Below are 21,923 nucleotides of genomic sequence, written 5' to 3'. Positions count from 1 at the left end.
GCTCGATGGCGAGCGTCAGGCCGGAACATGACGCGACGAGACAGGCAGGACGGACACCAGATCACCCAGCGTGATCGGCTCGAAGCCACCGGGCCCACCGCTCGCACGCGGCCGGGTGGGCTCCAGGAAGGCCGCCAGGCGTGGTTCGCCCGTGCCCCCGAGCGACTCCCACAACCGCCGGCCGAGCCGCGGCATGATCGGGAAGGCCAGGACCGCCACGCCCTTCAGCCACCAGTAGGCCTGGGAGGCAGAACCCCACTCGCCGGGCGTCTCCCGCCACCAGAGGTCGAACGCCGCGACGGCGTCCGCCGTCGCGATGACCAACCCGTCCAGAGCCGCTTCCTGCCGGCGTAACAGCTCCTCAAGCCGGGCCAGCCGATCCTGCCCCATGGGTTCGGGAAGGACGTCGGCGGACACCGCCGAGGCGGCACGGACAAGGGACGTCAACCGGCCGGCCAGCCGCGTGTTGTTCACCTCGACGAAGGACCGGGGCTCCATGCTCTCGGGCCCCTCCTCCAGTCTCGTCCCGGCCAGGAAGTACCGTACGGCGTCCGCGCTGATCCGCGGGGCCCGCGCGATGTCGGCGGACCAGATGACGTGTCCCCGGCTCGTCGAGAACTTCTCCCCTTCGAGCTGGTAGAAGTCGTTGACCAGAACGCGGTCGTAGCCCTTCATGTCGCCGTGCCGCAGCGCCGTCCCCACGATGCAGACCATGGTGGGGATGACGTTGTCGATACCGAAGCTGGTCACCGTGGTGACCCCGGAGCCTGGATCGAAGGCGTTGACCCCGGTCCCGCTCATCTCCCCGTGGACGGCGCCCATGAGCCTGGCGAACATGAAGATCCCCGCGTACGAGAAGAGCGTGCGCGGCACGCCGGGCACGCCTCCCTCCAGGGCCACACCCCACTGCTGGGGCGCGCTCAGGCGGACCGTACCGCCCTCGCGGGCCAGGAAACGCTCGACCGCCTCCTGGAAACGCGGCGGCACCCGCATCTCCGCCATCCGGCGCCGGAGCGGTTCCGGCTCCGCGACCCTGAGGAAGAGTGAGGAGATCTCCCGCCATTCGAGTGGGCCTGCGCCGTCGGGCCCCTGCGGTTCCAGCAGGTTCTCCGGGCGGAAATGACCGCCGCACGTCTCGCAGAAGTAGCTGGAGACCCTGCTCCCGCAGTCCGGGCACCCGCCCGTAAGCCATGGCCCGACGATGTACCGCGCGGCGGAGCGGCTGTACGGAACGCGTTCCCGCTGCTCGACCACCGCTCCCCGGTGGCGCAGCCGCCGCACGCAGGCGTCGACCTCCTCCTCGAAGACCTTCCGCCAGGGGTCCTCACAGGGGTTGATGAACTGGTCGACGCCGATGTCCACGGCGCTGAGGTCCTGCGCGATGAGCGCGTCGTACTCGGCCGCGATCTCCGCTTCGGAACGTCCTTCGGCCACGGCCTTGAACGTCATGTACGGCTCGTAGACGTCGCTCCCGGTGATGATCAGCGGCAGGTCACCGCGCATGCGCAGGAAGCGGCTGAGCATGTCCAGACGCAGGAAGGGCCCCGCGATGTGGCCGAGGTGCAGGCGCCCGTTCGGAGTGGGCTCGGAGGGAGCCAGCAGGTAGTGCCTGGGGTGAGCGGTTTTCGAGGTCCTGATCAGACCCTCGGTTGGCACGGTCACGAACGGTCGCCTTTACGTGTGTCGAGACTGAGAAGTTCCAGTGCGCGCTCAGCGATGGCCGGGGCCAGCCGGTAGCCCGATCCGTTGCCGCCGAGCGCGAGGACGACGCCCGGCCATCCGTCCACCGGTTCGACCAGCGGCATCCGGTCCGGGGTGTAACCGTCGTAGAAGGCCCGGCCACCGCAGGTCTCCGCGGCCAGGGCGGGGACGTACGCGTCGAGGACGCCGGCCGCCGTCGCCCGGTCCTCGGGACTCAGGTCCGGCGGGCCGTCGCCCGGAGAGAGGTCCCAATGCCGTGAGGTGAAGCTGAGGAGCCAGTACCCCTCCTCGTGCACGGGGAGCAGGAAGGCGTCGTGGTCGTCGAAGACGAGAACCGGCGCGTCGCCCGGTGGCCGTACGCCGAGGTGGAGGGCGGCGACCTTCTTGACTCGGAGCCCCCGCGCCCGGGCCACGTCACCGAACGGCCCCCAGGGCGCCCGCGCCCCGGTCGCCACGGCGACCCTTCCCGCGACCGCGTACACCTCGTCGCCGTGGGTCAGCTCGTAGCGGCCGTCGCGGGGCCGTACACCGGTGACGGGCGAACCACCGCGCACCTCGCTCCCCGGGCGCCGCCGCTGTTCGTCCAGCAGTCGTCCCGCCAGGCGTCCCACGTCGGCGTGGGCGCCCCCGTCGGAGCGCAGCAGCAGCCGGTCGGCGGTTCGCAGTCCGGGCAGGACTCCGGCCAGCCAGTCCCGCCGCTCCGCGTCGGCCTCGGTCAGGCGGGGACCGGCCATGCTCTCCCGCAGCCTGTGGAGGTTCGCCTTGTCGATCACCCAGTAGGTGTCGACCGGCCGGATCGGCAGTGCGGGCAGCTCGGCCCTCAGCCTGGCGTAGACAGCCGATCCCCGCGCGGCCAACGCCCGCTGCCCGGCAGTGTGTCCCGTGGGAACGTCCAGTCCGGCTGACAGGTGCGTGGCGCCGGTGTTGCCGTCGTCCATCGTGAGGACCCGGAGCCCCGGGTTCCCCTCCGCGGCGAGATGGCCGATCATCGCCCCGATGATCCCGGAACCGATGATCGCGAGGTCGAACTCCTTCTCCGGCCTCCCCATCAGCTGCTCCGCCACCAGATGGAAAGCGCGGACACCGGCGTACCGCGGTCGGCCAGCAACATGTGCTCGACGAAGGGCGCGAACCCCACGACGTCGCCCGCGCCCACCTCGTGCGGAACGCCTCCGTAGTGGAGCGTCCCCCTGCCGTCGAGCAGCAGCCAGATCTCGGTGACGGCGTGGCTGTCGGGCGGTGTCCGTCCTCCGGGGGCGACGGTGAAGCGGGCCATGCTGAACGGCCGGTCGCCCGGTAGTTCGTCGAGAGGGATCTCCCACTCCTCAAGCGCGGGGAACTCCGCGGGCAGGGCACGGAGCCCGACTCGGGGGAGGCTCATGTGTTGTACCTCCGATATCCGAGGATGTCGTTGAGAATGACCGCGCTGCGCCAGGCCAGAAGGCTGAGGTTGGGGTCGGCGATCCCCCAGGCGTGCTGGGCGCCGTTCTGGACGTAGACCTTGCCCCTGACGTCACCGTCCAGCCGGAGTGAGAAGTCCTCCCCCACGTCCGGAGTCCCCCCGGTGGTGGACAACCGCGGGGTGAGGGTGTCCATGCAGGACGGGAGGCGGTGTTCGTAACCGGTCGCGAGGATCACCACGTCGGTCGTCACAACGCGGGGTTCGGCGCCCTCGACGGTCAGTCCCCATCCGTCGGGCAGGCGGGTGCAGCCGGTCACCTCCATCCCGGGCATCAGACGGATCCAGTCCTTGCGGCCCAGGATGTACTCGTGCCGGTAACGCTCCCGGTAGATGTCCTCAAGGGTCGCCGTGTCGATTCCGTCACTGGCGTACTTCTGCTCCGCGAGAAGGGTCCGCCTGCGCTCCCCCGGCATCTTGTGGAACTCGCGGGCGTACTGGGGAAAGAAGTACTCGTTGGTGAACGGGGAGTCGTCCAGCGGCAGGAACCCCGGCCGCCGGGTGATCCATGTGATGCTCCGCGGGACCCTGTCCAGCCGCATCAGGTGCCGTACGATCTCGGCGCCGGACTGGCCTCCGCCGAGCACCGTGACGTCCCGGTCAGCGGTCGTCCGCTCGCGCAGGAGGAACTCCCCCGCGTGGAACACGTCGGCGCACAGGTGGTTGCGCAGGTGCGGCGGGATCCTGGGGACCGGGCCGGTGCCGAGCACGACGTTGCGCGCGAGGACCTCCCCCCGCTCGGAGCGGAGCCGGAAGAGGCCGTCGCGGAGGTCGATGTCCTGAACGTGGGTTCCGTACTCGATGGACGGAATCGACTGGGAGACCCACTGGAGGTACTGGTTGAACTCCGTCCTGTGGACGGCGGGGAAGCGCGCGGTGAGGAACCTGTAGAGCCGGTCCTCCTGGGCGAGGAAGGCCAGGAACGAGAAACGGCTGGTCGGGTCGACCAGGGTGACCAGGTCCTTCAACGGTGAGACCTGCAGGGTCGCCTCGGGCAGCAGAAGCCCCGGGTGCCAGGCGGTGCTCTCCCTGGCCTCAAGGTGGATCGGCCTGAGGTCCGGGAGAGGCTCTCCGAGCGCGGCGAGGCTCAGGTTGGCCGGCCCCATGCCGACGGCCGCGTAGTCGTACGGCTCGGCGGCGGTCACTGGATGACCACCCTCTTGTCGAGGGAGTCCCAGAAGGCCAGCGCGGCGCGGTGGGAGTCCGCCGTGTAGAGGACGTGCGCCAGGCGTGACCGGCAGTCCCGGACCTCGGGAACGGGGACACCGGGCGGGATGGCGACGTGTGTCTCGACGACGTTCGGCAGGTCGGACAGTTCGTCCCAGCCCTTGATGCCGGAGTAGGAGTCCCCCTCGGGGAGGGTGAGGAACCGGACCGCCGCGCTCGCCGCGACGGGTTCGCCGAAGGCCCCCAGCCGCCGGGGGTCGGCTCCGAGTCCCGCGGCGAGCATGATCAGCGTCAGGTCGACGCCGGTCACCCGTTTGACGAGTTCGGGGATGCCGTCCCCCGGCAGCCGCGCGCCGAGTTCGATCAGTACCGGCCCCTGGTCGCTGAGCCTGAGCTCGCAGTGGAACGGACCCGCTGTGACGTTGAGCGCCCGGACGACGTCCTCGGTGTAGGCCTTCACCTGGTCCGTGACGTCGCCGGGCAGGTCCGCAGGCGTCAGGTGGCCGAGCTCCACGAATCTCGGCTCGGCCCCCAGAACCTTCCGGGTGACGGCCACGACGGTCGTCACCCCGTCGGCGACGTAGCCGTCGGCGCTGATCTCCTCGCCCGGGACGTACTGCTCGACGATGACCCGGTGCCCCATCGGGCGTCCGAGATCGAGGGTCTCGTCCTGGGCGAGCTCGGTGAACGCCCTCAGGAGCTGTGGCCAGTCCCGCGCCAGGCTCACATGGATGCTCCCGGAGGACTCAACCGGCTTCATCACGCACGGGAATCCGACGTGCTCGGCGGCGCTTCTCAGCCGGTCCGTCGTGTCCGCCTCGGCGAAGCGCGGCGAACGCAGCCCGGCGCGCGTGACGCTCTCCCGCATGAGGGCCTTGTTGCGTACGGAGTCCACCGTCTCCACCGGCAGGCCCGGCAGGCCGAGCCGCGCGGCGAGCCTGGCCGCCGTCGCCACGTAGAAGTCGCAGCCGGGCAGCACCGCGTCGAACGGGTTGCGGCGGTGGAGCCGGGTGACCGCCTCGGCCAGAGCCGCCTCGTCGTTGGTGTCCACGACCAGGACCTCATCGACGATCTCCCTGAGCTTCGCGGGTATCTCGCAGTCACCCGCGTCCTGAGAAGCCGTCACCACCCTGGCACCGAGACGGTGCGCGGCCCGGGCGAGGGCCGCGCCGCCCGAGACCGGTTCCACGATGAGAACGGATAATCCGTCTAGATCAGTCATCTGCACGGTCCCTTCAGGGAAAAGCTGTGAGGATCACCGGTTTACGACTGCTTCGCAGCGGTGCGAACGGCCTCGGCCCGACGGGTTCGGAGGCCTGCGGGTCCGCGGGCGCTCCAGGACGCGGACGACGCGCGGCGCGGCTCTCGATGCCCTGGGGGAGGCCTGCGGACAAGGCGTTCATGCCATGACCTCCGTTCTCGTGCGGGTGGCGGCTCGTAGGTGGATCAGCAGCCCGACGACCACGGGGAGGGCCAGGCCACCGGTGATCGTCAACAGGTGCACGGGGTCGACGGACGCGCCGGTGACCGCGAGCAGCCCGCCCGCCAGCGGCATCGACACGCAGTTGAGCAGTGAGATGGCGGCGGCGGTGCTGCCGAACTCGGCGGCCGGGACGGCCCGGGCCCTGACGGTCCTGATGAAGGCGCTGAAGGCCGCGTCGGCGGCCATGAACACCATCACGATCGCGACGAAGGCGACGAACTCGTTGGACGCGCCGATCGCCAGGAAGGCCAGGCACTGGATCAGGGCGCTGGCCGCTCCGGCGATCAGAAGGCCGAACCTCCGGATGAACCGGGTGAGCAGGGCCAGCACGAGCAGCGCGACCAGGGCGGCTCCGGTGTACACAAGGGCCAGTCGCCCCTCGTCCACCCCGTAGTGGTGCCGCACCAGGGCCGGCGCGGCCGCCAGCAGCAGGGCCAGCATCAGGTTGATCACCATGGTGATGGCCACCACGTCTCGCAGGAGCGTGTTGGCGATCACCTGGCGTACCCCGGCCATCACCGGCGGCGGCTTCGCGGCCACCACCGCCGCAGGCTTCATGTTCCGGGCCAGCAGCAGGCTCGTCCCGAAGAGCACGGTGAGAACGGCGACCGTCGCGGTCGTCCCCACCAGCAGCAGGACACCGCCGAGGACCGGTGCGATGAGAATGCAGCTCTGCTCGATCGCGCTCAGCATGGTCTGCAGGCGGGGCATCTCCTTGGCCGAGACCAGGGAGAGTCCCGCCTTCTCACCGGCCACGAAGGTCAGCTCGAACCCCGCGCCCGCGACGAGGGCCAGAACGACCAGGGCCACTCCCGCGTTCCCCGGCATGAGGGCGACGGCGGCCACGGCCCCCGCCCCGACCGCCGTGCGCACCACATCGCTCAGGATGTGGATTCGGCGGCTCTCGAACCGGTCGGCGAGGTAGCCGGCGAGGGGCAGCGCGACCAGCCTGGGCGTCCACTCAACGAACAGGGCGACGCCCGACCACATCAGACTGCCCGTCATCCGGTAGATCATGAGTGGCACCACGAACTGGAGCGTCTGATTGGCCAGCCAGCCGACCCCGCGGAGCGCGAGATAGAACAGCATGCCTACTCCACCGTGACGGCTCTGCCAACCGCCTGCCAGATGTCCGTCGCCTCCTGGAAGGAGTCGGCGGTGAATATGACGTGTCCGATTCTGGAGCGGAAATCTCCCGGCTCCGGGATCGGCTCCCCGGCGGCGATCGTGAGCTTCGTCTCCAGCACCTCCGGCAGGGCGAGGAGATCGTCCCATCCGTTCAACCGCCGGTAGGCGTGGTGACCGTCGGCGAGGTAGAAGCGGATTCCGGCGTTCTTCGCCTGTGGCACGCCGATGGCCCCGACGTCCTCGAGCGTCCATCCGAGATGCGCCGCGATCATCGCCTTGGGGAGGCTGACGCCGGTGGCGAGGTGAACCAGATCGACGATCCGGTCTCCGGGGAGGCGGGCCGCGATCTCGATCAGCACCGGCCCGTCGGGGGTCATCCTCAGCTCGCAGTGGAAGGCGCCGACGGTCAGGTGCACCGCGTCCACGACGGCACGCACGTACTTCTCTATCTGGGCCGTCACCTCCACGCTCTCGTCGGCGGGGGTCAGGTGTCCGATCTCCACGAAGGCGGGTTCCGGTCCCAGCAGTTTCCGGGTGAGCGCGACGACCGTCGTGCGGCCCTCCGCGACGTATCCGTCGGCGCTGAACTCCGGTCCCGCGATGTACTCCTCGACGATGGCCCGGTGCTCCAGCGGCCTGCCCAGGTCGAGGCTCTGGTCGGCGGAGAGCCGATCGAAGGCCGCGCGCAGCTCCGCCCACTCGTTCGCACGGCTGACGTGGATGCTTCCCGAGGAGCCGGCCGGCTTGATCACGCAGGGGTAGCCCACGTGCTCCGCGGCCTGCTCCAGCTCCGTGAGCGACGTCACCTGGGCGAACCTGGGGGTCCGCAGGCCCGCCTCGGCCGAACGCGCCCGCATGAGCACCTTGTCCCTGACCTCCTCGACCGTCTCCGGCCGCAGTCCGGTCAGCCCCAGAGCCGCGGCCAGTCTGGCGGTCGCCGGCACGTGGAAGTCACAACCGGCCAGGACCGCCGAGAACGGGGCGTCCCTGTGCATGTCGAGCACCGCCTGCTCGAGTGCGGCCTGGTCGTTGGTGTCCACCACGAGTACGGCGTGCGCCAGCGCGCGGATCTCATCGGGAAGCGTGCGGTCGTCGGCGTCGTAGGACGCGACGACGACCTGCAGGCCGAGGTCACGCGCCGCTGTGACCAGGGCGTTTCCGGAAGAGACCGGTTCCACGACCAGCACCCGGGCGAACGATAGATCACGCATATCTGGAAAGTCTCTCCCCGTGAGGTCCATCAGACGGCGAAGGCGGTTTCGATGACACGGCGGCGGAGCCTGCGGTGCGCCGCGGAGGGCACGAGGTCGCGGACCACGCACACTCGCTGAAGCCATCGATCGAGGCCGTCGTATCTGGCCTGGAACTCGGACCGCCCGTGGACGGTCCGCCTGTTGTCGATGATCAGTAGGTCGCCGGTGTCCAGCCGGGCCCACTGCTTGACCTCGTTCAGCGCGACGTGCAGCCGCTTCAGGGCCGCGTCGGCCTCGGGTGTCAGACCGACCATCAGGTCCGGGTCCACCGTGATGTAGGGGTCGAAGGGGTCTCCGTACAGAACCCGGAGCACCGGACCGTTGCCCTTCTGGCCGTTGGCGCTGCCGAAGGAGTAGTCGATACCGGTCTGGAACATCGGCTCGCTGAGGATCGCCCGTTCGCGCAGGCTCAGTCGCGACACCGCCAGGCGCAGGCTCGCGCTGATCGTCTTGGCCGAGCGCTCATGGTCGGGACGCAGGCAGTGCAGCAGCACGTAGTCCGGCATGAAGGGGTGAAAGGCCGCCTCGGTGTGGAAGTCCAGAAGAAACGAGGAACTCTCCGAGGAGAGCTTCTCCGCGTTGTGCCTCGTCGGAGCCACGTTCTGGAAAAGCTGTCCCTGCTTCTCCTGAACATAGGCGATGGGCTCGCCCAGCGCCTGGGCGAATCCGGCCAGCCACAGTTCGCTCATCGGCGTCGGCCTGGGCAACGGTTCGGCCGGTTTCGCCGGCGTGGGCTGGAGATCCGGGTCGACGGGCAGTCCTCTGATGAGCAGGACGCCGCTGTCGGTGCTGTTCCGCCGGAACCTGGCGAGGGCGTGCCGGATCACCCGGGGAAACTCGTGAAAGCGAAGTTCGGCCTCGGCCAGGAACGCTTCCTGGTCCTCCCGCGAATCGGGCAGATATCCGTCGGCCAGGCTCGCCAGCAGGTGGGCGTAGGGACGCGCGTCGACGACGTGCGGCCCTGGCTCCTCCTTGAGGTTCTCCCCCTGCGGAAGGGTGCGGGTGGTGAACCGGTGCTCGTCGACCACGTGCAGCACCTTCTGGTCGATGTGCTGGACGGCCTCACCGCGGTACAGCCACGACAGCAGGGACAGCAGGAGCCGGGCGTTGTCCTCGCGGCCGAGGAACGGCAGCGCGAACATCTCCGCGTTGCCGATCACCGCGATCCGGCCCGCGCCGTACTGCGCCGTTCCGAGCAGGGTGTGGCCGTCGTACTCCACCACCGGGACCAGCTTTACCAGAGAACTCTCCACGCCCTTCGGCCGGTACAGGTGCACGCCGCCGACTCCCGGGGCGGCCGGATGCGTGCTGTTCGCCTCGACCGTGAAGTCGTAGGTGAGGAGGTGCGAGTCAGGCGAATCACCGCGTGTTCCGGGAAGCAGGCCGTTCACGGTGATCCCGAAGGGGTGGTGGCCGGACGTGGCCGACCGGCCTTCGCCGTCACCGAGGATCAGAACCGACCCGCCCTCGCGCACATACGTCTCCAGGAGCCGGCACTCGGCCTCGGTGAACGACGCGCCGTCTCCCCCGGCGGCGGGGATCACCAGAAGGTCCAGCTCTCTCAGGGCCGCCTCGTCCCAGCCGAGCTCCAGAGAGTGGACGGTGTCGCCGAAGCATACGTCGACCAGTTCGGTGACCGGCCCGATGACACCGAGATCGGAAAAATCAGCAGGCCGCCCCGGTCCCGGTTTCCGATGGAAATCGAGCGACCAGACGGAGGCGTGCACAACGTCTACACCTACCAGCATGACCATTCTCCCCCAGTTCGGTTGCAGGCTTGAGAAACCCTAGGAGAGCCTTGTGCAGAGTCCGTATATTTCCTGTATAAGACCCCGCGAGCTGCGTTGACGTTTCGACGCGAGTACCCGAGGACGCGCCGTTCACACAGCGTTTCCCTTCAATCGCCGGCCACGGACCGGAAACGCCGTCACGGTGAGGCAGATGATATAACGGAAAGTCACAGCAAACGGCGTTCCCCTCGCCCCCGGTCTTTTTCGCCTTCGGGTGGTCTCGCCGTTCCACGGAGATTCCCGGGAAAGAGCGAGGACTTCACAGAAACGCCCAGCCCCGAGCGCCGGTGGGCTTTCGCACACCGGGGCCGGTGGCCGGTGCGCGCACGCGCCGGCCCGGTCAGACGGCGTAGCCGTACTGCTCGGGCCAGGAAAGGGACGAGGAGGGCTCCAGTTCACGGGCGGCCCGGTGGGGCCAGTGAGGGTCGCGGAGCAGTTCGCGGCCGAGCAGTACGGCGTCGGCCCGGCCGGAGGTGAGGATCTCCTCCGCCTGACGCGGTTCGGTGATCAGGCCGACGGCGGCCACCGGCATGCCGGTCTCGGCGCGGACCCGGGCCGCGAACGGCACCTGGTAGCCGGGACCGGTGAGGACCCTCGCGCGGGGCGCGTTCCCGCCGCTGGAGACGTCGAGCAGGTCGACGCCGCGGGAGAGCAGTTCCCCGGCCAGGAGCACGGTCTCCTCGACGGTCCACCCCTCGCGTTCGTCCTCGGGGTTCTCGGTGAGCCAGTCGGTGGCCGAGACGCGGAAGAACACGGGGAGTTCCTCCGGCCAGACGGCGCGCACGGCCTCGACGACCTCAAGCGCGAGACGGATGCGGTTGCCGAACGAGCCACCGTAGGCGTCGGTACGGCGGTTGCTGTGCGGAGAGAGGAACTCCCCGATCAGATAGCCGTGCGCGCCGTGCACCTCGACGACCTGGAAGCCCGCCCGCAGGGCACGCCGGGCCGCCTGGGCGAAGTCGTCGACGACGCGCCGGATCTCCTCCACGGTCAGCTCCCTCGGCACGGGATGGTTCTCGGCGAACGGAATCGGGCTCGGCGCGACCGGCTGCCAGCCGCCGTCGGCGACGCCGACCGGTCCGCCTCCGCGCCACGGCCGGTCCGTCGACGCCTTGCGCCCGGCGTGCGCGAGCTGGATGCCGGGTACGGTGCCGTGTTCCTGGAGGAACCGGGTGACCCGGGTGAACGCCCGCTCCTGGCGTTCGTTCCACAGCCCCAGGTCCGCGGGGGTGATCCGGCCCTCCGGGGAGACGGCCGTGGCCTCGGTGAGGATCAGCCCGGCGCCGCCCACCGCGCGGGCCGCCAGGTGGGACAGGTGCCAGTCGTGCGGCACTCCCGCCTCGGGGCCGTCCGTGGCGGCCGAGTACTGGCACATCGGCGCCATCCAGACGCGGTTGGGAATCGTCAGCGAGCGCAGGGTGATGGGGTCGAACAGCATGGGGACTCCCGGTTCGGTGTTTTGTACGACGTTCATCGTAGTACGAGATTCATCGTAGTACGACAAGTGACGTAATATCGAGGGGAACGCGGAGGGGAGACACACATGAGAGTCCTGGAGCACCCGGACGTCGAGGAGATCCGGCTGGAGTCGGTGCTGCACGCGCTCTCCGACCCCATGCGGCTGGAGGTGGTGCGTTTCCTCGCCACGACGGAGAACGGAGCCGCCTGTTCGGAGATAGACCTCGCCGTCAGCAAGTCCACCGGGACGCACCACTACCGCGTCCTGCGCGAGGCCGGGGTCATCAACCAGGTCTACCAGGGCACCTCGAAGATCAACTCTCTGCGCAGGGCCGACCTCGACGAGCTCTTCCCCGGCCTGCTCGACAGCGTCGTCTCCGCGGCCACCAGACGACCACGGAGATGACCGTCCCCGCCCTGCCGGGAAGGACGGACCCGGGAAGGACGGACCCGGGGAGACGGGCTCAGGTGGCGGGCAGGGCGGTGGCCAGCAGCACCACGCCGACCGAGCCGACCAGCGCCGTCACCGCCATGCTTCGCGCGAAGGAGGGGCGTCCGGCGCGCACGGCCCATCCGTGCAGGGCCGCCGCGACCATGACCGCGCAGAACAACGCCAGCTTCGCGGCCAGGATCCGCCCGTAGCCGGGCTCGGCCAGCGAGGCCCAGGTGACGCCCTTGTGCCAGGCGATGGCGACGCCCGTACCGAGTTGCACCGGCAGGAACACCGCGCCGGTGAACATCCCGAAGCGGCGGCCGACCGCGGTCAGCACCCGGCCACGCCGTTCCGCGTCCAGCAGCCGCCGGGCCAGGGGCAGCAGCACCAGGGAGACCGTCAGCTGCCCGCCCACCCACAGTGCCGCCGACAGCACGTGCGCGAAGCGCACCACCGTCCACCACGTCATGACGCGCTCACCCGGAACAGCCCGTGCGCTCCGGCCTCGGCGTTACGCATCAGGTGGTCCACCACCGGATAGGTACCCGGCTCGGGGAAGACCAGTTCGGCGAAGCCTCCCTGCGCCGGGGCCAGGTCCAGCACCTGCGCGCCGCCCGGGTCCCCGGCGCGCAGCCGGTAGGACCCCTCCTCGTAGAGGGTGTCGAACGGCGCCCCGACCACGTGCAACGCCGTCCCCGAGTTCGGCCCGGCCGCCACCGCCCAGATCCGCACCCGCTCACCGGCCTTGGCCTCCAGCGGGGCGTGGTCGTAACCGGCGGCGGTCCCGTTGAACATCCACCCGTCGGGGCGGCCCTCGCGCAGCTTGACGACCTGGGCCTCACTGCCCGGCTCCCCCAGGTACAGCTCCCCCGAGACCAGTAGATACTCACGGTCCACACGTGCCAGGTCCGGCGGATCGATGATCACGGCTCCGTACATGCCGTTCGCGATGTGCTGGCTCATGGGCATGGTCGAGCAGTGGTACAGCCACGCTCCCGCGAAGTCGGCGCGGAACCGGTAGGTCAGCCGCTCACCCGGCTGGATCGTGCGCATGGGCCCGTCGGGAGCGGTCGCACCGGCGTGGAAGTCGATGCCGTGCCCCATGGACCCGCCGTTGACGAACGTCACCGTGAACACGTCGCCGACCCTGCCCCGCAGAACCGGCCCGGGAACCGTCCCGCCGAACGTCCACACCCGCTGCCGCACCCCCGGCGCGACCTCCCGCACGACCCTGTCGTCCACCCGGATCTCCACGGCGTGCTCGCCGCCGCCCGGCGCGGGCCCGAGCGCCGCGTCGTACGGCCTCCAGCCCGGTGACATCGGCGCGGCGAGGTCGAGGAGGGGTGTGCCGTCCCCCATGCCGTTCCCCGCCCCGCCGTGTTCGCCGTGTGCTCCAGGCCCGGCCGTCCCCGTGGCCTGCCCGGCCTCCGGGGAGACGACGGGGACGGAGGAGGGGATGATCCGCATCGTCATTCCCGCGGCCCGGTGCCCGGCCACGGTGCACCAGCCGTCGACCGCCTCGCCGAGCGGCTTCAGCGTCAGCGTGGCCTTCTGCCCCGCCGCCAGCGTCGGGGTGCGCTCACCGGTCGCCAGCCGCAGGTCGTGGCGCTGGGCGTCGGCGTTGGTGACGCGGAGCGTCAGCACGGTGCCCGGAGCGGCCTCGATCACCGCGGGCCGGACGCGCATCCCCGACAGCGTCACCTCGACCGTTCTGGCGCCCGTGGCGACGACCGTCGTCGCGGGACCGGACCCGCCGTCGACGGCCACCACGACCGCGGCGGCCGTCAGCAGACATCCGGCGGCCACCCCGGCCAGGGCGGGAACGCCGCGCCTTTTTCCTGTGCCGGGCGCGGTGGGCGCGGTGGCCGGGGTGGCCGCCCGCAGCAGGGTGAGCGCGGCGAGCACGACGAACGCCGAGCCGGAGGCCAGCACCAGTGCCCAGCCCAGTACGGCGAGCGGACGCGGCACGGGAAGCGCGAGCAGCGGCGTGCCCAGGTTGAACGCGGCCAGCCGTACCACCCAGCCGCGTTCCAGCAACGCCGCGTTCTCCTTGAACCGGGCCGGGCCGCCGCCCAGCACCGCGGGCAGCAGGTGCAGCAGCGAACCGAGCAGCACCTGGGCGACGAACCCGGCCAGCACCAGGGGCAGCAGCGGCTCAAGCGCCCCGGCCACCTCGCCGGTCGGCCGCGTGACGACGATCACCACGTCGATCACGAGGGCGATCTCGAACCAGACGACGGCGGCCCCCATCGTCCAGGCCGCGCCGGTGTGCGGACGGCGGGAACGCACCGCCTCCGCGAGCGGCACCAGCGCCGCCGCCGTCCCCGCCGCGTAGGCCGCCAGCCCGGCCGCCGCCACCCAGCGAAGGTCCGCCAGCAGGCCGCCGGTCAGCAGCGCCAGGCCGGGCACGGCCAGCCTCAGTCCGGCGGAGGAGGCCCCGCGGGTCCGCTCGGACAGGCGGGTGCGCAGCACCGTCGGCCAGAGCGTGAACAACGTGCCGAGCACGGTCAGGCCGACCCAGCCGAGCAGGTTCACCTGGGCGTGCGCCGCGTGCATCCTCTCGTGCGGGACACCGGGACCGGCCTGCGCGGCCAGCAGCCCGCCGAGGACGCCTCCGGCCGCCAGGGCCCCGGCCGCGCACACGTACCAGGCGACGACATGGCCGAACCGGCCGGGCAGCGCGCCGCGTGCCAGCCGTACCAGCGTGGCCGCGTGCCAGAGCACGACCGCCACGATCACGGCCGCCCCGCCCACGGCCACCGCGACCGGTCCGGCCGAGACGCCGTACAGCACGGCCACCGTGGCGGCGTTGAGCAGCCCGAGCCGGGTCAGGCCGAGACGCGGGTCCGGTGTGCGGGCGCGCAGCAGCACCACGGTGAAGTGCTCGCTCCAGATCAGGATGGCCGTGGTGACCGCGCCGAGCAGGAGGACGTGGACCAGCAGCCAGCGCGGCGCGGGCAGCGCCTCCCCCGTCAGCGCGGCCGTGACCGTCAGTCCCAGCCACGCCACCACGAGCGCGTTGGCCCGCAGGTGCCACGGTCCGCGGCGGCGTACGGGCTCGCCCGGTCCTGACGGCGGTCTCTTCTCGATGCGAACCTCGACCGGTGTCACCCTCGTCGCCCTTCCCTCGGCGGCCGGAGCACCGGCGTGACGGCGCGTCCGGACGCGGGCGCGGGGAGGGGGTCCGAGGACTCCGCCCTCGCCGGTTCCGCGGGCATGGCCGTTCTCCTCCGCCGGATGTCACGGGGCGCTGAATTCACCTCACGGTAAATCCTCAGGACGGTGGCGGGCATGGGCTCAAGGACCATCACCCGTGGGACCAAAGTCCTTCCGGCCGCTCCTTTACCGGGATTTGGGACTTTCGGCCCGCCGAGCAGGGGCCTGCGCCCCTTCATCGCGCCCCGCCCGCCGCCGAAAACTCCTGACAGAGCCCCTGCCGTCACGACGAAGGAGACCCCCATGAACGACCCGCGCCGGTTGGCGGCGACGCTGGTTGGCGCCGTCGGCGTCACCACCCTGACGGCCGGGGCCGTGATGACGGCCCGCGGCCTGCGGGGCAGGGACGAGATCCGCGACGAGCTCTCCCGGCAGCGGATCACCTTCCCGGAGAAGGGACTGCCTCCGGAGCTCACCGCGTACGCCGGGCACCCGGTGGAGAACGGCGTCCAGGCCCGCGCGTTCGCCGACATGATCGGCGGCAACGTGCGCCACGCCACACGGGGCCGCACCTACTCCGAGGTCACCGCGGAGCTGCACGCCGCCGGCGGCCAGGACGACTCCCTCGCCGCGCTGCGCCAGACCGCGTTCATGGGCGAGACGCTGCGCGCCTCGCTGATGACGGCCTACCAGGCCTGGCAGATCACCTCCCTGACCGTCGGCCTGGGCGCGGTCCTGATGGGCGCGGGCGCCGCCTTCGTCACGGTGGGCGCCGTGATGTCCTCCGGCGGATGACCGCCACGCCCCGTTCCAGACACCGACGACCGGGAGGTCCCGTCTTGCCGCTCGACACCGCGTTTCCCACGATCATCCAGGGCGGTATGGGGGTCGGCGTGTCCGGATGGCGGCTGGCGCGGGCCGTCTCCACCACCGGGCAGCTCGGTGTCGTGTCCGGCGTCGCCCTGGACGTCGTGCTGGCCCGCCGGTTGCAACAGGGCGATCCGGGCGGTGACCTGCGCCGCGCCCTGGACGCCTTCCCCTTCCCCGAGGTCGCGGAACGGATCTGGAGGCGCTACCACGTGCCCGGCGGCATCCTGCCCGGCGAGCCGTACCGGCCGGTGCCCAGGCTCGGGCTGCGCCCGCACTCCGGCCGGACCGAACTGACCGTGGCCGCCAACTTCGCCGAGGTGTTCCTGGCCCGCGAAGGTCACGACGGCCCGGTCGGCGTCAACTACCTGGAGAAGATCCAGCTGGCCACGCCCGCGGCGGTCTACGGCGCCATGCTCGCCGGTGTCGACTACGTGCTCATGGGCGCGGGCATCCCCTCGGAGATCCCCGGCCTGCTCGACGCCCTCGCCACCCACCGGCCCGCCGAGATCTCGGTCACCGTCGCCGGGGCCGAGTCCGGGCGGCGGCACACCGTCGGCGTCGACCCCGCCGCCCTGTACGGCCCCCTCAGGCCGCCCCCGCTCAAACGCCCCCGCCTCCTAGCCGTCGTCTCCTCCGACGTGCTGGCCGTCTATCTGGCCAGGAGGCCCGAGACACGGCCCGACGGGTTCGTGGTCGAGGGTCCCGTCGCCGGTGGCCACAGCGCCCCGCCCCGGGGCAGGCTCCGTCTCGACGAGGAGGGCGAACCTCTCTACGGTCCCCGCGACCGGGTGGACACCGGGAGGATCACCGCACTCGGGCTGCCGTTCTGGCTGGCCGGTGGCCAGGCAGGGCGGCGAGGGCTGGCGCGGGCGCTGCGGGCGGGCGCCACCGGCGTCCAGGTGGGTACGGCCTTCGCCCTGTGCAGGGAGTCCGGCCTTGAGGAGACGCTCCGGCGCCGTCTGCTGGACGCCGCCTCCGGCGGCACCCTGCCGGTCCGCAACGACCCCGGCGCCTCACCGGCCGGGTTCCCCTTCAAGGTCGCCTCCCTGCCCGGCACCGTGGCCGACCCCGACGTCTACGCCGCCCGGCCGCGTCTGTGCGACATGGGGCACCTGCGCGCGCCGTACCTCAAGGCCGACGGTGAGGTCGGTTACCGCTGCCCGGCGGAGCCGGTCGAGACCTACGTCCGCAAGAACCGGCCGGAGAGCGACACGGCCGGCCGCAGGTGCCTGTGCAACGGGCTCGTCAGCGCGATCGGGCTCGGGCAGCGCCGCCTCGACGGCTACGCCGAGCCCGCCCTGCTCACCCTCGGCCAGGACCTCGGGTTCCTGCGTGACCTGCCCGGCGACTACACGGCCGCGGACGTCGTCGCCCACCTTCTTCACGAGTCCGAGGGCGGCCTGGGCTGACATCCCGGACATCCCGGACGCCGGGGTGATCGGGGCGGGTGAGGGTCGCCTCACCCGCCCCGGCACGATCAGGTCATCTGGACGCAGGCGTTGTAGGTGGCGCTCGCCCGCTCGGCGGCGGCGAGCTCGCCCATGCCGGTGGAGCGCCAGAGCTGGTAGGCGTAGTTGGCCGCCTGCACGCAGTCGGTGCCGGCGCCGGCCGGTGCGGCGGAGATCGCGAGCGTGGCCGTGGTGGACACGGTGACCAGGGCCGCCGCGATCAGGGGGCGGATACGCATGGTGCGGGTTCCTTTCCGGGGTGGGGGGTCACAGGCGGCACGGCGCTCCGGCGGACCCGGGCGAGGGGCCCGTGCCCCGGCTGAGCCGTGCCTGACCTGTGTGTGAGGAACGGACCGGCCGGGCTACTTGGGGTCGACGCCGGGCGCGTGGCAGGCGGGGCCGTTCGGGCCGGTGGTGCAGGGCTGCGGAGGCTGGGCCTGCGCCTGGGCCGGGAAGGACAGCGCCCCCACGAAGGCCACGGCCGACAGCGTGACGGCGACGACGGTGAACGCGGGACGAAGACGGGTCACGTGGACTCCTGTGCTGGATACGCGAAGAACGCGGCGTGCGGATTCTGTGGCTGCGGTCACCGGACGCCCCGATGATCTCCGGTGCCGCACTGCTGATTCTCGGCCGGTGATCGCGCTCCCGGTTCCTCCCGCCGGATGATCTCCCGTCTACCCTCCTGGGCGGAGGTCCTACGGCCCTCGTCTGACACGGCCGCGCCGCGCGGGTGCCGATCGACCGCATTCGAAGCGGGGCGACCGCCGCCGTGAGCGGCCGGTGGGCGGCCACCGCGGCGACGGCGGCCTCGACGGTCCTGGGCACCACGACGCCGATGGGGACCTGCCGGTGGTTCGGGGCGTCCGTCGAGTAGGCGCCGCGGGATCCGGCGTCGAAGCGGACCTCGCCGTCCACCTCCGCCGACAGGTCGCCTTCGAGTGCCGCGACGTCGACGGCGAGGGCCGGAACGCGTGTCACGGGGCCGGGCAGGACCACCTGGGCGGTCATGACCTGAGCTCGCTGATCTTGTCGCGGGCGACGGTGGCGAGGGTGGCCACCTTGTGCGGCTGACCGCGCAGGAAGGCCTCGGTGAAGTGCTTGGCCTGCTCGTAGCTCACCTTCCCCGGCATCGGCGGCTCGTTCGGGTTGACGTCCACGTCCACCAGGGCGGGGCCGGGGTGGGCGAGTGCCTCGCGCACGGCGCCTGCCACCTCACCGGGGGCGGTGACCTTCGCGCCGTAGGCGCCGCAGCCCCGGGCCCAGGAGGAGAAGTCCGCCTCGGGCTGCCGGTGCCGTACCGCGTACTCCGGGTAGCCCAGGACGATCTGCTCCCAGAGGATCTGCCCGTAGGAGTTGTTGTTGTTGACGACCACCTTGATCGGCAGCTCGTGCCGTACGGCGGTGAGGAACTCGGCCATCAGCATCGCGAACCCGCCGTCCCCGACGAAGGCGATCACCTGCCGCCCGGGGAAGGCGTGCTGCATGGCGATCGCGTACGGCAGGCCGGGCGCCATCGTGGCCAGGTTGCCCGACAGGTAGAAGCGCCGGTCGCCGCGGATCGTCCAGTGCCTGGCCGCCCAGGTGGCGATCGTGCCGGAGTCGCAGGTGAGGATCGCGTCCTCGGCCGCCAGTTCGTCGAGGCATCCCATGAGGTACTGCGGGGCGATCGGGTCCCGGCTCGCGTCGCACAACGCGGCCATCCTCGCCCGCCAGGAGTCCATCTCACCCCGGTACCTGGCCAGGAACGAGCCGTCCGTCCCGGTCAGCAGCGGCAGCAGCGCCCGCAGCGCCAGTTTGGCGTCGGCGGCGACCGGCGCCTCGACGGGCAGCCGCAGCCCGATCAGCGCGGGGTCGACGTCGATCTGCGCCACCCGCGCCTTGCCGGGTTCGGGGAGGTACTTGCCGTAGGGGAAGGACGTGCCGACCATGAGCAGCGTGTCGCACTCCTCCATGGCCTCCTCGCTGGGTTTCGTCCCCAGCAGCCCGATGCCCCCGGTGGTCACCGGGTGGTCGTCGGGGACCACCGCCTTGCCCGGGAGGGTCTTCACCACCGGCGCGCCGAGCCTCTCGGCGACCGCGATCACCTCGTCGCGGGCGTGCAGGGCCCCGGCGCCCACCAGGATCACCGGTTTGCTCGCGGCGTTGAGCACCTGTGCCGCCGCGCGCAGCGCCTCCTCCTCGGGGGGCGGCGGCGGGCGGTCGAGTGTGGGCAGGCTCGACGGCGGCGCGCCCGGCGCGGGGTGCCGGTAGGGGTCCTGCTCGACCGGCGCGATCTGGATGTCGTTGGGGAACGTCAGGTGCGACACGGTCCGCCCGGCCAGTGCCTCGCGGATCGCCAGGTCGACCACGCCCGGCATCTGCTGCGGGTTGGTGATCATCAGGTTGTATCCGGCGACGTCCTGGTACAGCCGGTCCAGGTGCACCTCCTGCTGGTAGTGGCTGCCCAGCAGGGAGGTCTCCTGCATTCCGGTGATCGCCAGCACCGGCACGTGGTCCAGCTTGGCGTCGTAGAGGCCGTTGAGCAGGTGGATGCCTCCCGGCCCCGACGTGGCCACGCAGACCCCCAGCCTGCCGGTCGCCTTGGCGTATCCGGTGGCCATGAAGGCCGCCGCCTCCTCGTGGTGCACCAGGAGGAACCTCAGCTTGTCCTGGTGGCGCCGGAAGCCTTCCATCAGGCCGTTGATGCCGTCCCCAGGAAGTCCGAAGACGGTGTCGACGCCCCAGTCGATGAGCCGTTCGGCGAGGCTCTCTCCCACGATCTCGCGCATGGCGTCCCCCGATCCGCAGGTCAGGGCCCGCCCTACCCCCACCCCGGCACACCAAACGACAAAGCATGACAACTCGGACATAGGGTTGCGCGCGCCCACCGGGAACACCGGCGGGCGTCCGGACTCCCCCACCGGCCGGACCCACGATCGGGCCGGAACCGGCGGAGAGGAGGACGCCGTGACCACGGTCGAGGAGATCACCGCGGCCGTCTGCACCGTGCCCACCGACGCCGAACTGGCCGGGCAGCTCGGCGGCTGGGTCCACCGGGACGGCATCCCCAGGGTGAAGCTCAAGATAGGGCGGGGCAGGGACGTCCGTCCGGTACGGCGGGCACGTGAGGCGATCGGCGCGGAGGGCGGAGCTGTACGTCGACGCCAACGGCGCCTACACCGCCAAGGAGGCGATCCGGCTCGCCGCCGAGCCTGAGGAGTGGGACGTGCGCTGGTTCGAGGAGCCGGTCTCCTCCGACGACCTCTCCGGGCTGCGCCGGGTGCGCGAGGCCGTACGGGCCGACGTCGCCGCGGGCGAGTACGGCTACGACCTGCGCTACTTCCGGCGCATGGCCGGTGCCGTCAACTGCCTCCAGGCCGACGTCACCCGCTGCGGCGGCCTCCCGCGGCGGCGGTGCGCCGCGACGGTCGCCGCCGCCTGGAACCTGCAGGTCTCCGGCCACTGCGCGCCGCAGCTGCATCTGCACGTCGCGCTGTCCACACCGAACACGCGCCATCTGGATGAGAGCCGCTCCCGGGGTAGTGGGAACGGCATGCACGAACTGCGCCACAGCGACCCGGCCGAGCCCGGCATCACCCGCAGACGCCGCGGGCGTTCCTTCTCCTACGCCTACGCCGACGGGCGCCCGGTCAGGGACCGTGGGACGCTCGCCAGGATCAGGGCGCTCGCGCTGCCACCAGCCTGGCGGGAGGTGTGGATCTGCCGCGACGCGGAAGGCCACATCCAGGCCGTGGGCACCGACGCGGCCGGGCGGCGGCAGTACCGCTACCATGACGTCTGGCGTGAGGAGCAGGACCGGCTCAAGTTCGCCCGGGTCGCCGAGCTGGCGGAGAGGCTGCCGGACTTCCGCAAGAAGGTGCAGGCCGACCTCGACCAGCCGGGCCTGACGCGCGAGCGGGTGCTGGCCGCCGCGGCCCGCATGCTCGACATCGGGCTGTTCCGGGTGGGCGGCGAGGCGTACGAGTCCTTCGGGCTGGCGACGATGCGGATGGAGCACGTGACCTGCTCACGCGGACGGGTCTCCTTCCGCTACCCGGCGAAGGGCAACAGGCTGCGCGAGGTCGAACTGGACGATCCGGACGTGTGCGAGGTCGTCACCGCGTTGCGCGGAACCGGCGCCAAGGGTGAGCTGCTGCGCTACGAGGACGACGGCTCCTGGGTCGACGTCCGCAGCGACGACATCAACGCCTACCTGCGTGAACGCATGGAGACCGAGGTCAGCGCCAAGGACTTCCGTACCTGGCACGCCACGGTGTACGCCGCCGTCGGCCTGGCGGTCTCGCGGCGGGTCCGCAGCCGGGCCGGGCGCCGCAGGGCCGTCGCCCGTGTCATGCGGGAGGTCGCCGGGCACCTGGGCAACACCCCCGCGGTCGCCCGCGCCTCCTATGTCGACCCCCGCGTCGTCACCGCCTACGAACGGGGCAGGACCATCCACCGGGCGCTGACCGGCCTCGGCGAGGCCGACGGCCCGGCCACGCACGGCGCGGCGGAACGCGCGGTCATCGACCTTCTCAAACACCCCTGAACCGGCCGCTCCTGGGTAGCGATACAGGATGCGGACGACACAGCCTCCA

Annotated in this window: 19 protein-coding genes; 5 read left to right on the top strand and 14 right to left on the bottom strand. The window is 71.4% G+C overall.

All coding sequences use genetic code 11. From position 1 onward, the window contains the following. Positions 1-15 precede the first annotated feature (15 nt). From ABT340_RS18145 to ABT340_RS18105, 9 genes are all read right to left on the bottom strand, one after another. Complete coding sequence (locus tag ABT340_RS18145; RefSeq protein ID WP_352011903.1) at positions 16-1,662, bottom strand: class I tRNA ligase family protein; 1,647 nt, start codon at positions 1,660-1,662, stop codon at positions 16-18. After that, positions 1,659-2,750 (bottom strand): NAD(P)/FAD-dependent oxidoreductase, encoded by a 1,092-nt coding sequence (locus tag ABT340_RS18140; protein WP_352011902.1) that lies wholly within the window; start codon positions 2,748-2,750, stop codon positions 1,659-1,661. The genes ABT340_RS18145 and ABT340_RS18140 overlap by 4 nt, the downstream gene beginning before the upstream one ends. After that, the gene (locus ABT340_RS18135) at positions 2,750-3,082 is read right to left on the bottom strand and encodes a cupin domain-containing protein (protein WP_352011901.1); all 333 of its coding nucleotides are present in this window, start codon (positions 3,080-3,082) and stop codon (positions 2,750-2,752) included. Before ABT340_RS18135 ends, ABT340_RS18140 begins: the two co-directional genes overlap by 1 nt. Beyond that, positions 3,079-4,305 (bottom strand): lysine N(6)-hydroxylase/L-ornithine N(5)-oxygenase family protein, encoded by a 1,227-nt coding sequence (locus ABT340_RS18130; protein ID WP_352011900.1) that lies wholly within the window; start codon positions 4,303-4,305, stop codon positions 3,079-3,081. Before ABT340_RS18130 ends, ABT340_RS18135 begins: the two co-directional genes overlap by 4 nt. After that, on the bottom strand, positions 4,302-5,516 hold the full coding sequence (locus ABT340_RS18125; RefSeq protein WP_352011899.1) for an ATP-grasp domain-containing protein: 1,215 nt from the start codon (positions 5,514-5,516) through the stop codon (positions 4,302-4,304). Before ABT340_RS18125 ends, ABT340_RS18130 begins: the two co-directional genes overlap by 4 nt. A gap of 210 nt (positions 5,517-5,726) precedes the next feature. Beyond that, the gene (locus ABT340_RS18120) at positions 5,727-6,899 is read right to left on the bottom strand and encodes an MFS transporter (RefSeq protein ID WP_352011898.1); all 1,173 of its coding nucleotides are present in this window, start codon (positions 6,897-6,899) and stop codon (positions 5,727-5,729) included. Between the two features lie 2 nt (positions 6,900-6,901). Continuing rightward, complete coding sequence (locus ABT340_RS18115; protein ID WP_352011897.1) at positions 6,902-8,149, bottom strand: ATP-grasp domain-containing protein; 1,248 nt, start codon at positions 8,147-8,149, stop codon at positions 6,902-6,904. Positions 8,150-8,178: 29 nt separating this feature from the next. Next, positions 8,179-9,939 carry a TauD/TfdA family dioxygenase gene (locus tag ABT340_RS18110; RefSeq protein WP_352011896.1) on the bottom strand — a complete coding sequence of 587 codons (1,761 nt, stop codon included), beginning with the start codon at positions 9,937-9,939 and terminating at the stop codon, positions 8,179-8,181. 382 nt (positions 9,940-10,321) lie between these two features. Next, positions 10,322-11,455 (bottom strand): NADH:flavin oxidoreductase/NADH oxidase, encoded by a 1,134-nt coding sequence (locus ABT340_RS18105; RefSeq protein WP_352011895.1) that lies wholly within the window; start codon positions 11,453-11,455, stop codon positions 10,322-10,324. Positions 11,456-11,524: 69 nt separating this feature from the next. On the opposite strand from ABT340_RS18105, the gene ABT340_RS18100 reads away from it, so the two are divergent. After that, on the top strand, positions 11,525-11,845 hold the full coding sequence (locus tag ABT340_RS18100) for an ArsR/SmtB family transcription factor (protein WP_352011894.1): 321 nt from the start codon (positions 11,525-11,527) through the stop codon (positions 11,843-11,845). A gap of 58 nt (positions 11,846-11,903) precedes the next feature. Here the strand turns inward: ABT340_RS18100 and ABT340_RS18095 are convergent, their stop codons facing one another. Beyond that, positions 11,904-12,341 carry a hypothetical protein gene (locus ABT340_RS18095; RefSeq protein WP_352011893.1) on the bottom strand — a complete coding sequence of 146 codons (438 nt, stop codon included), beginning with the start codon at positions 12,339-12,341 and terminating at the stop codon, positions 11,904-11,906. After that, the gene (locus ABT340_RS18090) at positions 12,338-14,983 is read right to left on the bottom strand and encodes a multicopper oxidase domain-containing protein (protein ID WP_352011892.1); all 2,646 of its coding nucleotides are present in this window, start codon (positions 14,981-14,983) and stop codon (positions 12,338-12,340) included. The genes ABT340_RS18095 and ABT340_RS18090 overlap by 4 nt, the downstream gene beginning before the upstream one ends. Before the next feature lie 348 nt (positions 14,984-15,331). Between ABT340_RS18090 and ABT340_RS18085 the strand changes: the two genes are divergently transcribed. Both ABT340_RS18085 and ABT340_RS18080 read left to right on the top strand, forming a co-directional pair. Further along, positions 15,332-15,823, top strand: coding sequence for a hypothetical protein (locus ABT340_RS18085; RefSeq protein ID WP_352011891.1), 492 nt, complete (start codon positions 15,332-15,334; stop codon positions 15,821-15,823). A 44-nt stretch (positions 15,824-15,867) separates the two neighbouring features. Then, positions 15,868-17,307: a nitronate monooxygenase gene (locus ABT340_RS18080; protein WP_352011890.1), complete on the top strand. Its 1,440-nt coding sequence runs from the start codon at positions 15,868-15,870 to the stop codon at positions 17,305-17,307. A 68-nt stretch (positions 17,308-17,375) separates the two neighbouring features. Here the strand turns inward: ABT340_RS18080 and ABT340_RS18075 are convergent, their stop codons facing one another. From ABT340_RS18075 to ABT340_RS18065, 3 genes are all read right to left on the bottom strand, one after another. Next, positions 17,376-17,585 carry a hypothetical protein gene (locus ABT340_RS18075; protein WP_352011889.1) on the bottom strand — a complete coding sequence of 70 codons (210 nt, stop codon included), beginning with the start codon at positions 17,583-17,585 and terminating at the stop codon, positions 17,376-17,378. A gap of 123 nt (positions 17,586-17,708) precedes the next feature. Further along, a complete protein-coding gene (locus ABT340_RS18070; RefSeq protein WP_352011888.1) occupies positions 17,709-17,876 on the bottom strand; it encodes a hypothetical protein in 168 nt (55 codons plus the stop codon). Positions 17,877-18,353: 477 nt separating this feature from the next. Then, positions 18,354-20,117, bottom strand: coding sequence for a thiamine pyrophosphate-dependent enzyme (locus ABT340_RS18065; protein ID WP_352011887.1), 1,764 nt, complete (start codon positions 20,115-20,117; stop codon positions 18,354-18,356). Positions 20,118-20,295: 178 nt separating this feature from the next. On the opposite strand from ABT340_RS18065, the gene ABT340_RS18060 reads away from it, so the two are divergent. Continuing rightward, entirely contained in the window at positions 20,296-20,544 is a 249-nt protein-coding gene (locus tag ABT340_RS18060; protein WP_352011886.1) for a hypothetical protein, read from the top strand. Continuing rightward, positions 20,453-21,874, top strand: coding sequence for an enolase C-terminal domain-like protein (locus ABT340_RS18055; RefSeq protein WP_352011885.1), 1,422 nt, complete (start codon positions 20,453-20,455; stop codon positions 21,872-21,874). Before ABT340_RS18060 ends, ABT340_RS18055 begins: the two co-directional genes overlap by 92 nt. Positions 21,875-21,923: the final 49 nt, after the last annotated feature.

It is taken from the genome of Streptosporangium sp. NPDC000239, from assembly GCF_040300765.1.
In the GTDB taxonomy this organism is placed as follows: Bacteria; Actinomycetota; Actinomycetes; order Streptosporangiales; family Streptosporangiaceae; genus Streptosporangium.
The sequence above is the reverse complement of the archived record's forward strand: the minus strand, read 5'-3'. Positions and strand labels throughout refer to the sequence as shown.

Bases quoted from the DNA above. Each gene is read 5' to 3' on its own strand.
- ABT340_RS18105 (WP_352011895.1), bottom strand. From the start codon at position 11,455: ATGAACGTCGTACAAAACACCGAACCGGGAGTCCCCATGCTGTTCGAC.
- ABT340_RS18140 (WP_352011902.1), bottom strand. From the start codon at position 2,750: ATGGGGAGGCCGGAGAAGGAGTTCGACCTCGCGATCATCGGTTCCGGG.
- ABT340_RS18095 (WP_352011893.1), bottom strand. From the start codon at position 12,341: ATGACGTGGTGGACGGTGGTGCGCTTCGCGCACGTGCTGTCGGCGGCA.
- ABT340_RS18120 (WP_352011898.1), bottom strand. From the start codon at position 6,899: ATGCTGTTCTATCTCGCGCTCCGCGGGGTCGGCTGGCTGGCCAATCAG.
- ABT340_RS18110 (WP_352011896.1), bottom strand. From the start codon at position 9,939: ATGCTGGTAGGTGTAGACGTTGTGCACGCCTCCGTCTGGTCGCTCGAT.
- ABT340_RS18085 (WP_352011891.1), top strand. From the start codon at position 15,332: ATGAACGACCCGCGCCGGTTGGCGGCGACGCTGGTTGGCGCCGTCGGC.
- ABT340_RS18100 (WP_352011894.1), top strand. From the start codon at position 11,525: ATGAGAGTCCTGGAGCACCCGGACGTCGAGGAGATCCGGCTGGAGTCG.
- ABT340_RS18075 (WP_352011889.1), bottom strand. From the start codon at position 17,585: ATGCGTATCCGCCCCCTGATCGCGGCGGCCCTGGTCACCGTGTCCACC.
- ABT340_RS18115 (WP_352011897.1), bottom strand. From the start codon at position 8,149: ATGCGTGATCTATCGTTCGCCCGGGTGCTGGTCGTGGAACCGGTCTCT.
- ABT340_RS18065 (WP_352011887.1), bottom strand. From the start codon at position 20,117: ATGCGCGAGATCGTGGGAGAGAGCCTCGCCGAACGGCTCATCGACTGG.
- ABT340_RS18135 (WP_352011901.1), bottom strand. From the start codon at position 3,082: ATGAGCCTCCCCCGAGTCGGGCTCCGTGCCCTGCCCGCGGAGTTCCCC.